Consider the following 12,081-nt stretch of genomic DNA (forward strand, 5'->3'; position numbering starts at 1 on the left):
CAGCATGAATTTTGATTCTGCCGATGCCATAACAATATCAGATGCGGTGCGTGCAGCCAAAGTCAGCGCAGTAGAATTTACTCAGGCGGCGTTAGCACGAATAGCAGCGCGGGATAATCAACTCAACTGTTTTACGGCTGTGACTGCTGAAACAGCTTTAAGGGATGCAGCCCGCATTGATGAAGAAATTGCCCAAGGTAATAATCCTGGTTTGCTTGCTGGTGTGCCTTTTGCGGTGAAAAATCTCTTCGATATTGCTGGTTTAACGACTCTGGCGGGATCGAAAATCAATGCAGAAAACCCAGCAGCAAGCCTTGATGCAACAGCAGTAGTGAAGCTGAAACAAGCTGGTGCTGTGCTGGTTGGTGCTTTGAATATGGATGAGTACGCATACGGGTTTGTTACGGAAAACTCTCATTACGGCGCTACTCACAACCCCCATGATTTACAGCGAGTTGCTGGTGGTTCATCGGGTGGTTCGGCGGCGGCGGTTGCTGCTGGGTTAGTACCTTTAACGCTGGGTTCTGATACTAATGGTTCAATTCGCGTTCCGGCAGCATTATGTGGCGTTTTTGGTTTTAAGCCAACTTATGGAAGGTTATCTCGTGCTGGGGTAGCTTTATTTTCTAGCAGTTTTGACCACATTGGCCCTTTTGCGCGTTCGGTGCAAGATATTGCTACGGTGTTTGATGTGCTTCAAGGAGAAGACGATTGCGATCCAATTTGTACAAAGCGTCCGGCTGAATTGGTTTTACTACAACTTAAACAAGATATTTCTGATATCCGAATTGCCATTGCTGCTGATTATTTCACCAAAGGCGCAGAACCGGAAGCTTTAGCAGCAGTTCAAAAGGTAGCTGATGCTTTGAATATCACTGAATACGTAACCATACCAGAAGCACACCGCGCCCGTGCAGCAGCTTTTGTGATTACAGCTAGCGAGGGTGCAAATCTGCATTTGGAAAAATTGCGATATCGCCCTCAAGATTTCGATCCAGCGACACGCGATCGCTTTTTGGCTGGGGCTTTAATTCCTAGTAGCTGGTATCTGCAAGCACAACGGTTTAGAAGCTGGTATCGCGATCGCGTTCGAGAAATATTTCAAAATGTGGATATAATTATTGCCCCAACGACACCAATTTCTGCACCGTTAATCGGTCAAGAAAGTATGATTTTGGATGGGGAGGAAATTCTTGTCCGTCCTCATTTAGGACTATTTACTCAACCATTATCTTTTATCGGCTTACCCGTTTTATCAGTACCAATTCAGCGTCCAAATGCTTTACCTTTAGGTGTGCAATTGATAGCAGCACCATATAATGAAGCTTTAATTTTACGGGTTGCGGCTGCGTTACAAACAAAGGGCGTAGTTGCGGCAGTTATAGTGTAGTTATAACAAATAATAAGTGTTGGATATATATGTGCGATATTGTTCTATTTTTCCTATTCTAAAATCACCTCATTGTTAGGCATAAATAATACTATACTTACTCAAAAGCAGCCGGATAAACAACCTTACCTTTATACTTTTTTTCATAGCTTTGCAGTGTTTTAACCATGAAGACATCCTCTGGTACTAGAAAAGGAGACTCGATTTCATAAATAACAGAAGGCTGAAAGCCAAAACGATTATAGAAATGAGGATGACCAAGTACAATAACTACGGCTTCTTTCTTTGCATCTGCTTTTTCTAATCCTGCTTGTACCAGTGCGCTACCAATACCTTGTTGTTGAAACTGTGGATGAACCGCTAAAGGTGCTAGAGCGATTATCTGTAGTGTTTCTTCACTCACCAGGTTAATGTAGCTGAATAAAATATGACCGACTACAACATTTTCAACCTCTGCAACCAGAGAAAGTTCTGGAATGTAGCGGTCAGAATGGCGAATTTTCTCCACAAGTTTAGCCTCATTTTCCTGCCCAAAAGCTAATGTATTCACTTCAGCTATTACTGTGTAGTCTGGCAGAGTTTCACAACGAATATTGATCATTTTAAAACCAATTCCATAAAAACCCAGTTTGCTCGATATTCTAAAGGAATCTCTGTTTTTTCTAAATACGGTTCGATATCCTGAAAGCCATATACACGATAAAGTGTATGTGCTTCTTTTGCAAAAGGGGCGCTGTCTAAACGAATCTTTGAGTAACCAATACTAGAAGCTTCATTGAGGATAGTTCCTAATAATGCTCTACCGATTCTTTTTCTGCGAAATTCTGGACTTACATACATCCTTTTAATTTCGCCAACATCTTCGCCAATTTTTCGCAAGCAAGCGCAGCCTGCTATTTTTGCCTCGTATTGTGCCAAAAGTAAGCGTCCTGAAGGGGGTATAAATTCGTGAAGCTGAGTCATATATTGCTCAAAGAATTTATTAGCATCTAAATTAATGCCGAACTGATGGCTGAATATCAACTTAGTCTCATTAAAATATTCCCAAAATAGTTTTTGTGTATGAGTTTTATGTTCGTCAGTCTCTACTTGTATAATTTTAAGCAAAGTTTATACCTCCACTAAGTAATTGCACAAAAATCGGTATAAAGAGAATTTACTTGTAAGTTAATCTGTGCCAATTAAAACCCCGTATCGAGATCCTACCCAAGGGCGAGTGACATTATACATCATAAATTTCTGTTGTAATTAGTGCTGAGTAGAGCTAGCGTAAAGTGGACAATTTGACAATCTTTAATACTAAAACTACTTGGCGTATAGTCATAATCTGTCCGCACGCAACAAGAACGCAAGACACTTAATATATGGTTCGAGAGCTAGAAAGAAAACGCCAGAGTGCAAAGTTTCCCGAAACAGCACCGGCTGCGAATCCCGTATTTTTTAGAACCTATAGCCGCAGAACAAAGGCGGGACTAAGGGAAACATGGGATGAGGTATGCGATCGCACTCTCCTCGGCTTAGTCGAGTTGGGAAAGCTCACTCAAGAAGAAGCTGCCATACTGGATAAGATGCAGCGCAACTTGAAAGCTATGCCCAGTGGACGCTGGCTATGGGTTGGTGGCACAGACTGGATAACCAAACCAAAGAATTTTTCCGGCGCTTATAATTGCACCTCTACCAATCTCGAAGACTGGAGTGCCTTCGGATTAATGATGGATCTGGCAATGATGGGCTGTGGTACCGGAGCCGTCCTAGAACCACAATTTATTAACCAGTTACCTCCTATCCGTAATCAACTGAATGTCACCGTACAAGGTGAAATTGGCAGCACTCCTGTGCAACAGCGACGTGAATATACTGAAACTCATATAGAAGGCAATAACGTCACTATTCACGTTGGAGATAGCCGTGAAGGTTGGGTTGAATCATATCAAGCCCTATTAGAACTTTCTACTAATGAACAGTTTTCAGCAGCAGTTGAAGTATTAGTTGATATCAGCGATGTCCGAAAAGCAGGAGAAACTCTCAACGGCTTTGGAGGAGTTGCTAATCCTGTAAAATTGCCCGGACTCTATCAGCGTTGTGCTTCCATCCTGAGTAAAGCTGTAGGACGGCAATTAAATTCAGTTGAATGTTGTTTGTTAATCGATCAAGCTGCTGTAACAATTGTTGCAGGTAATATACGTAGAAGCGCGGGGATGCGTCAGTTTATTGCTGACGATGAACAAGGAGCTACCGCCAAAGATAACTTATGGCAGCAAGATGAAAATGGCAACTGGCGAATTGATCCAGAGCGTGATGCACTCAGGATGGCAAACCATACCAGAGTTTTTCACCGCAAGCCAACCTTAGAAGAATGTCTGAATGCTGTCCGTAAACAGTATTATAGCGGCGAGGGAGCGATTCAATGGGCTGGTGAAGCTGTAGCGCGATCAAATATTGATTTGCTGCCAACACAAGCTCTAAAAGTTGAATTTTTACAAGCTTATGAACAAGGAACAGCAAAACAGTGGTTAGAAGAACGCTATTCAAATCTTGATGCTAATGAGTTAGAACATCGTTTAGCTCGCTATGGGCTAAATCCGTGTGGTAAGTGATTTTGCCTCACGTTAAAAACCTCGCAAAAACGGGGAAAGCTGAGATGCTAATCCCGTGGTAATCAAAGGAATTAAAAAGTCTTTGACACCGTACAGCGTAGAGAGTGAAACTAGATTACACCAAGCATTTGTGTCTAGAATATAATCTTTCCAAGAGTGCGGGGGTGAATGTGAAAAACACTTTTATTATCTGAAGTCACATCTACAAAAGGTACGCGGAGCTACTGCAAATAATCAAGCAGTAGAACTAGGGGATAAAAAGCCTCTAGGGTAACAAATATGGAAATCATCGGTAGTAACTTCCACTGCAATTTATCTGAGGTTCACCTTAATCAAATCGACCCACGTAACTACAAAGAACAAGAAGAGGCTTTCACTGCTGGGGCATTATCTGTAGCAGCACTTTTAAATCACAAATTCTTAGAACCACGCTATCAATACAGCCGTGAATTAGACCCGATTGTGGGAGTTTCTTTTACAGGTTTATTTGATTTCTTTGTCCATGCTTTTGGTGTTGATTGGCTGCGTTGGTGGGAAGCAGGAAGACCTGCAACTCCCCAAGGATTAGCTTTCAAGCGTGAGGAGGAAAAATATCTAAGTTCTTGGAGAGATATTGTACATCGTGTAGTTTGGGATTATTGCGATCGCCACAATCTCAAACGTCCAAATCGCTGTACCACAGTCCAACCCAGTGGTACTAAGGCTTTGTTAACTAATGCTAGTTCAGGATGGCATCCTCCCAAAGCCCAAAGATTTATTCGCCGCATCACCTTCGGCAAAAATGACCCAGTAGCCTTAGCCTGTATTGACTACGGTTACAATGTCATTCCCTCACAATCAGACAAAGATGAACAGGGCAATTTGCTCAACGATCCCTTTGATTCACGGGTGAGTGAATGGTTAGTAGAAATCCCTGTTTCTGTATCTTGGGCTGATTTACCAGGTGCTGATGAAATTGATGTTTCTAAGTTTTCAGTCTTAGCCCAATTTGATTTTGTCCTCCAGGTTCAACGCTGGTATGTGACTCATAACACATCAGCTACTTTGGAACTGCGTTCTGATGAAATCGAACCTTTGGGACAGAAAATCTATGAAACTATTCAGAGCGATCAAGGATATATTTCAGCAGCCCTTTTAGCTCGTTTTGATGACTTGCAATCATTCCCCCGTTTGCCATTTGAACCAATAGATAAATCAACCTACGATCGCTTGAATCAAGAGGTAAAAGCACGGCGGAAAACAGATGATTTCTGTGCAGTCTTAAGCCGCTATGATTTAGGTGAAATGTCAGAGGCTGGCCCTAGTGGTTGTGATTCTGATAAGTGTATGTTTCCCGATCAGAAACCAAGCTCATAAGGCGAGATAACATCAACTTAGGGTAGGCAATATTTATCTACAATAAAAAGCAGTGGTTTAATATGAAATTAAACTACTGCTTTTTATATGAATTTAAATTATCCCTTTTAACTCAATACTGTTCAAAATGCTACTTGTACACAATCGTGGGTTTTGAGACGCGATAAATCGCCGTCTCTACAAGTGTTTTGTTCTTATCTGAACTGTATTGCCTTTTAACTTCTTTCTTTCTCTATTTCTTCCTTCCTTCTTGTACTTAGGTTTAGCGCATCTTCATACAGAATTGGTAACAATAATTATTTTGCTATAGAAAAGCAACACAAAATTTCTCTACATTATTATCTTGTCAAAAGGAGTCCGCCAATGAAAGCTTACGAAATTCAAAGCAACGCCGGGATTGATGCGATCGCATTAGTCGATCGCCCTGAACCAAAACCAACTGCGGGACAAGTTCTCATTCAAGTCAAAGCAACATCCCTAAATTACCGCGATTTGCTTGTCGCTGAGGGTGCTTACGGTTCTGGACAGAAGTATCCGTTAATTCCCCTATCTGACGGTGCAGGGGAAGTCGTGGCGGTAGGGGAAGGTGTAACACGGGTAAAAATAGGCGATCGCGTCGCTGGTATTTTCTTCCAAGACTGGATTTATGGCTCTTTAACCAAAGAGAAAATGAAATCCGATCTCGGAGGCGGTATTGATGGAATGCTATCTGAATATGTCGTATTACACCAAGATGGTTTGGTGATATTACCAGACTATCTATCTTACATTGAAGGGGCAACTTTACCCTGTGCAGCAGTCACAGCTTGGCATGGACTGGTGACAAAAGGCAATATTGGCGCAGGTGATAATGTTTTATTACTCGGTACTGGGGGAGTTTCGATTTTTGCTCTCCAGTTTGCCAAGATACATGGTGCTAGAGCAATTATTACTTCTAGCAGTGATGCTAAATTAATACGAGCTAAACAGCTTGGTGCTGACGAGATAATCAACTACAAAACAACACCAGATTGGGAAAAGCAAGTTTACCAATTAACCAATCGCACTGGTGTAGATCATGTAGTTGAAGTAGGCGGTGCAGGTACTCTGCCAAAATCACTACAAGCAGTCCGTATTGGGGGACGGGTTAGTTTGATTGGCGTATTGTCAGGTAGAGGAAGTGAAATTGATCCCATACCAATACTTTTTAAGAGTTTAACAGTTCAGGGCATTTATGTCGGCAGTCGGGAAATGTTTGAGGCGATGAATCAGGCGATGCAACAGCATCAAATTAAACCGATTATTGATCGAGTTTTCCCATTCACTGAGGCACGAGAAGCTTATGCTTATCTCAAAAGTGCGGCTCACTTTGGTAAAGTCGTAATTCGTAATTCGTAATTTTAAAGAGTTTAATCAATACTATACGGTTAAGGCAACAGCGATGAATCGCCGTCTCTACAATAATCAGTCTTTTGTAGAGACGGCGATTTATCGCGTCTTTGTGATGGTTTATCGTGTCTTTACGATTTAGAATTTCCATCAAAAAACATTAACCGAACCGTATTGAGTGTTTAATTCTATGTTTCAAGCAGGGTTTAAATTTCCACTTGAAACATAATTATTAATTACGTTTAAACAGCAGCGAGAGTAGGCGCAGCGAATTTAGCATATCGCTCTATGTAGAATTCCTTAGAATGAGCGATCGCTTTCACAGATTCACGCTCTTTCAAAGCATGTTTCCACTGGCGTAGACGGGTAAACTCTTCTGGTATTCCAAAACCACGATACTGCTTTAGTGCAGCCCAGCGCTCAAACCAGGGGAAATAGGTGAAATCCACCAAACTGATAGATTCACCAAACCAGTAAGGGCCTTCCCCAGAATGCTTTGCCAAACCTTCGTTTTCAATGAATTCCAGGTGTTTGTATAGTTCCTGTTTAGCTTCTTCTTGTTTTTGGGGATCTGAACTCCGCAGTAGGGTAGAAAAAGCAGGAACGAATCTGGTGTTAGCAAAATCGATCCAAATCCGAGCCTGTGCCCTTGCAATGGGGCTGCTGGGCAACAGTGGTGGATTGGGAAATACCTCATCGAGATATTCGTTAATTACTGCTGATTCCCAAACTCGGTTATCGTCATGAGTTAGTGCGGGTACTTTACCATAAGGGGAAACTTTGGTAAAACCTTCAGGCTTATTCTGCAAATCAATTTCAATCAAATCGAAGTCAATGCCCTTTTCTTGCAGTACCAAACGGGTACGGTGAGCATAAGGACAAACAACTGCACTGTATACTTTGATTTGGGCCATGTTTAAGTACCTTGGTAAATAGGACTTGTTAATCGGCATTGGGAATTGAATTTTCATCCAAAATCCCAAATCTTAAATTGTTAGTGTCACAAAATCTTCTTGAGGCGAATGTAGCGTGAAAAATTCTCGACACTAACCCAACTTTTAAATTTGACTATTAGGCAAAGTTAGGGAATGGGGAATGGAAAATGGGAAATGGGGAATGGAGAATGGGGAATTGGCTAATAATCAATAGTTTTTCTCCCTTGCTTCCCCTGCCTCCCCTGCCCCCTGCTTCCCCTGCTCCCCTGCTCCCCTGCCCCCTACCCCCCTGCCCTAACTAAAGCCAGGGCACCTCTTCAGGTGCATAACGAAAGGCGCGGAAGACTGTATTCTGCTCTCCACGAGTGACCGGCGATTTTTCACCTGGAATATTCCGAGTTGCAAAGTGGGGGTTGATGTATTCCCAAACAATCTCTCCTGCAACTGTTACCTCGAATATTCGACCGTAAGCACCTTCTGTAATCAAGGTATTGCCATTTGCTAAACGTTGCGCTCCTGATATGTATGCACTGAAGAAATTTTGGGGCGGGTTATCGGTGTATTCCCAAACTATCTCTTTCGTTTGACGGTTTACCTCAATCACACGAGAGAAATTAAGAGCGACGTTACGGCGATGTGCGCCATTGTCGAAAATCAGGATATTACCGTTAGCTAGCTCGTTGGGAAAGTGCTGCTGTGCTAGCACGTCATCGCCCAATGTCCAAATAATTTCTCCAGTTTTGCGATCGATAATGACAACTGTGGATATATTACGAAAGCTCACTATGATGTTGCCATCAGCGAGTTCCCCCACAGTATTCCCATGAGTCCATTCGTGCCGATGATCCTGTGGTGTAATGGTAAATATATTTGGATCGAGGTGTTCGTGGGCGTGCCAAGTCCAAATAATTTCACCTGCTGGAGTCACCTCATAAAGGACATCCGCATAGATATTCCCACCTGGTTCTGTACCTGGTACGCCACCTTTGATGCGAGGAACTAACGACTGAGGTATTTTTTCAATGGCGAGTAAAATTGTGTTGCCATTGGCTAATCTGCGTCCATCGTGATGATGATCTGGATGTTTATATTCCCAAATAATATTTCCTTTGGGATCTGCCTCTAAAACAACACCACTTTTAAATGCAGCCCACAAAGCAAAACGTAGTGGTTCTTCTGGTGGAGTCTTACCGTTATAAAAAAGGTTGCCATTAGGTAAGAGATAACCATATAACCCTGGTGGATATGGCAAATTCCACTGGTGTACTACTTCTCCTTCTAAGTTCAGAAGGTAGACTTCACCTTGACCTGTCAGAGGTGTGAAAAGTGTGTATCCTTTAAATGCTTTTTCGGGATTATAAGCCTTTAAGCCAGTACCCCGACGACGAATAGTATTCTGGTCAATTAATGTTGCTGTAAAAGTCATATCCTACCTACTAAATATGTAGTTTTGGATCTAATAATGAGAGCCAGAGCCTCTAGGGAGGCATTACCAGGCTGGAGCCTGGTAACGAGGTGAACCGCCTAAAATGTTTGAATTTCTAATTTCTAATTTTTAATTTTTAATTGTTCATGGTGCTGGGTTTGGAGACTGAGCATGAACTATATCCAACTCTTCCAAAATGTCTTTACTGAGAACCACATCCACACTTTCCAAATTCTCTTTGAGTTGTTCTAGTGTCGTAGCACCAATAATTGTGCTAGGGACAAACCAACGACTCCGCACGAATGCCAAAGCCAAATGCGCTGGACTTAGTTGATAGCGCTTGGCAATTTCCACATAAGCTGCTACTGCTTCGGTGACTTTTGGTTTTAAGTAGCGCTGACCAAAATTTTCAAACAAACTGACTCTTGCTTTCTCTGGTTTGCCATTTAGGTATTTGCCGGTCAAGAAGCCAAATGCTAAAGGACTATAAGCCAGTAATCCAATTTCTTCGTGATAAACTGCTTCTGCTAAAGCTCCATCAAATACTCGATTCAGCAAATTATAGGCATTTTGAATTGAGACAACTTTGGGTAAACCTAATTGTTTAGCAGCGTTACTAAATTGTGCCACTCCCCAAGGAGTTTCATTGCTCAAACCGATATAGCGAATTTTTCCTGCCTTAATTACATCAGCAAAAACTGCTAGCTGTTCAGCGATGGGAACTGTTTCTCCCACCTGAGTTGGATCGAATACTGTTTGCCCAAACCTTGGCACGTAGCGATCGGGCCAGTGGATTTGGTAGAGATCAATATAATCGGTTTGTAATCTTTTTAAACTATCATCTACAGCTTGTTTGATATTATCACGGTCAATTGCTTTAGCTCCATCACGTAACCATTTAAAGCCACGACCTGGACCAGCAATTTTAGTAGCTATAATCAGTTGTTCTCTTTGTTGGCGCTTTAACCATTCTCCAATGTAAGTTTCAGTTAATCCATAAGTTTCGGCACTTGTTGGAACTGGGTACATCTCCGCCGCATCAATAAAGTTGACTCCTTGGGCAATAGAATAATCTAATTGAGCATGGGCTTCTTCAATAGTATTTTGCTGTCCATAAGTCATAGTGCCCAGACAAATTTCAGAAACTTTTAAATCACTCTTACCAAGCTGGTTATACTTCATGTTTTCGTGTTGTTTTTTGTTTAATTTAACAGTGATATTTTTATTGTTAATTTTACATTTTGTCAAGTATGTTATTATTTCTAATTAACTTAGCTTCAAACAACACTTAGTTTGGCACCAAGCCAATATAAATTTTTCAGCAGAATAATATTTTGCCGATACGATTAAAAATCGATATTTAAATCGTAGTTAATAGATGCAGTTGCTTATTATTGCATAAAGCAACCCGATGATTAAGGTAGTTTGTGGAGTCATAAAATCTAAAATTGTAGTACAGAGTACTTGCTTTTATTAGGGTTTTGTGGAATTGACTGTTTTAGCCTTAGCATATACTACGATAAATCAGTTAATTTACCGTAGTATATCAGAAATCTTAAGATTATTCCGGAATTAAGTCTTAATAAATGTTCATGTTAATATGCTTCTGAAAAAGTATATTATTTTCGTGAACAATCAAAATATACTGAGTTTATCGGAAAAATTCACAGTATCCGATCGCAACGACAAAGACTTAGGGTTGTAAAGGCTTGCTTGTGTAACCAAGAATTTTTTGCTGCGATCGCTGACAAAGATGCTCATGTCTATATGATTAGTGAACATAATTTGGTTTAATTCTGCGATCGCAAGCGCAATTCCTGTGAAATTTCGCAATTCCAATTGTTGGGGTTCCTTAGCTTGAAATCGACCTACTGATTTTTTTATACTTTCTATTAACTTTGCTAAAGTCAGTATTTAACAAGAGGAATATAGTTTTTTATAGTAGTATGTACTTAATAATTTACTATTTAATTTGTATTCTCTTTTCAGTCTTTAGATAGATGCCTCAGACACTTGTAACAAGCTTTACTAGTCTATAATCTAGATTTTTCTTACTATCAATAAACTAAATTTAGTTATGTTATATTATGGATATGAGTATAAGAATCTCAATGCTTTATTATAACTTTTTTAGGAAATACATCTTTTGACATTAGGGTTAGGCTCTTGATTTTCTCCTTATGCCGCAAGTTGCCTTTTCTTAAAGACTGCCACATTCAGGAGAATCCCAATGTCATTAGACAAAAATACCTTTGAGCAACCAGCAAATAGTTTGCTGGCAGTTCTGCCGCTCAATGATTATGAGCGTCTCGTCCCCCATCTGAAGTTGGTTAAGCTCTCCAATCGGCAAGTACTTTACGAAGCAGGCGAACCGATCGCACAGGTCTATTTTCCTAATAAGGCAGTGGTTTCTATAATCACTACAATGGAAGATGGCTCAACTGTGGAAGTTGGTTTAGTGAGTAATGAAGGCATGGTAGGTATGCCCGTAATTTTAGGAGATAACATCACAACCACAACTGCATTTGTGCAGATTCCAGACAGTGCTATGCAGATCGATGCAGACATACTCAGAAGCGAGTTCAATCGGGGTACAGCTCTCCAAAGCGTGCTGCTACGATATGTGCAAGGTGTATACACTCAAATAGCACAAGGATCTGCGTGCAACCGTCTTCATAAGCTAGAGGGGCGGTTGGCTCGATGGTTGCTAACAGTTTCTGATCGTCTGGAATCAGATGAATTCCCACTTACACAAGAATTTATCTCGCAGATGCTGGGTGTACGTCGTTCTGGTGTCACCGAAGCAGCTAATATTTTGAGCGAAGCCGGAATGATCACCTACCACCGTGGTCAGATTAACATCCTGAATCGACAGGCTTTAGAAAAAACCTCCTGCGAATGTTATCAAATTATCGAAAAGGAATTTGTCCGTTTATTGGGCAATAAGCCCAATAGAAGCCAAAAATAATTTTTTTGGCTTCTATGTACGAAAACGCACAGACTTACATA

At 41.1% G+C, this 12,081-nt stretch carries 9 protein-coding genes and 2 pseudogenes; 5 read left to right on the forward strand and 6 right to left on the reverse strand.

What is annotated here, in order from left to right:
- The first annotated feature begins 4 nt into the window (after positions 1–4).
- A complete protein-coding gene (locus tag IQ274_RS10950) occupies positions 5–1,390 on the forward strand; it encodes an AtzE family amidohydrolase (protein WP_194142264.1) in 1,386 nt (461 codons plus the stop codon).
- Positions 1,391–1,487: 97 nt separating this feature from the next.
- Here the strand turns inward: IQ274_RS10950 and IQ274_RS10955 are convergent, their stop codons facing one another.
- Both IQ274_RS10955 and IQ274_RS10960 read right to left on the reverse strand, forming a co-directional pair.
- Complete coding sequence (locus tag IQ274_RS10955; protein ID WP_194142265.1) at positions 1,488–1,991, reverse strand: GNAT family N-acetyltransferase; 504 nt, start codon at positions 1,989–1,991, stop codon at positions 1,488–1,490.
- Positions 1,988–2,497 carry a GNAT family N-acetyltransferase gene (locus IQ274_RS10960; RefSeq protein WP_163934991.1) on the reverse strand — a complete coding sequence of 170 codons (510 nt, stop codon included), beginning with the start codon at positions 2,495–2,497 and terminating at the stop codon, positions 1,988–1,990. The genes IQ274_RS10955 and IQ274_RS10960 overlap by 4 nt, the downstream gene beginning before the upstream one ends.
- 257 nt (positions 2,498–2,754) lie before the next feature.
- Here IQ274_RS10960 and nrdJ (IQ274_RS10965) point away from each other — a divergent pair.
- The 3 genes and pseudogenes from nrdJ (IQ274_RS10965) to IQ274_RS10975 all read left to right on the forward strand — a co-directional run.
- Positions 2,755–3,984: pseudogene (nrdJ, locus tag IQ274_RS10965) on the forward strand (ribonucleoside-triphosphate reductase, adenosylcobalamin-dependent); the annotation flags it as partial.
- Between the two features lie 285 nt (positions 3,985–4,269).
- A pseudogene (nrdJ, locus tag IQ274_RS10970) lies at positions 4,270–5,343 on the forward strand (ribonucleoside-triphosphate reductase, adenosylcobalamin-dependent); the annotation flags it as partial.
- Positions 5,344–5,706: 363 nt separating this feature from the next.
- Positions 5,707–6,720 carry a zinc-dependent alcohol dehydrogenase family protein gene (locus tag IQ274_RS10975; protein ID WP_194142266.1) on the forward strand — a complete coding sequence of 338 codons (1,014 nt, stop codon included), beginning with the start codon at positions 5,707–5,709 and terminating at the stop codon, positions 6,718–6,720.
- Between the two features lie 233 nt (positions 6,721–6,953).
- On the opposite strand, the gene IQ274_RS10980 is transcribed toward IQ274_RS10975, so the two are convergent.
- From IQ274_RS10980 to IQ274_RS10995, 4 genes are all read right to left on the reverse strand, one after another.
- Positions 6,954–7,625, reverse strand: coding sequence for a glutathione S-transferase family protein (locus IQ274_RS10980; RefSeq protein ID WP_194142267.1), 672 nt, complete (start codon positions 7,623–7,625; stop codon positions 6,954–6,956).
- A gap of 319 nt (positions 7,626–7,944) precedes the next feature.
- Positions 7,945–9,072, reverse strand: coding sequence for an aryl-sulfate sulfotransferase (locus IQ274_RS10985; protein ID WP_194142268.1), 1,128 nt, complete (start codon positions 9,070–9,072; stop codon positions 7,945–7,947).
- Between the two features lie 144 nt (positions 9,073–9,216).
- Positions 9,217–10,254 (reverse strand): NADP(H)-dependent aldo-keto reductase, encoded by a 1,038-nt coding sequence (locus tag IQ274_RS10990; RefSeq protein ID WP_194142269.1) that lies wholly within the window; start codon positions 10,252–10,254, stop codon positions 9,217–9,219.
- A gap of 453 nt (positions 10,255–10,707) precedes the next feature.
- Complete coding sequence (locus tag IQ274_RS10995) at positions 10,708–10,911, reverse strand: hypothetical protein (protein WP_194142270.1); 204 nt, start codon at positions 10,909–10,911, stop codon at positions 10,708–10,710.
- A gap of 391 nt (positions 10,912–11,302) precedes the next feature.
- On the opposite strand from IQ274_RS10995, the gene IQ274_RS11000 reads away from it, so the two are divergent.
- The gene (locus tag IQ274_RS11000; RefSeq protein ID WP_194142271.1) at positions 11,303–12,040 is read left to right on the forward strand and encodes a Crp/Fnr family transcriptional regulator; all 738 of its coding nucleotides are present in this window, start codon (positions 11,303–11,305) and stop codon (positions 12,038–12,040) included.
- Positions 12,041–12,081: the final 41 nt, after the last annotated feature.

This window comes from Nostoc sp. LEGE 12447 (assembly GCF_015206985.1).
GTDB lineage: Bacteria > Cyanobacteriota > Cyanobacteriia > Cyanobacteriales > Nostocaceae > Nostoc.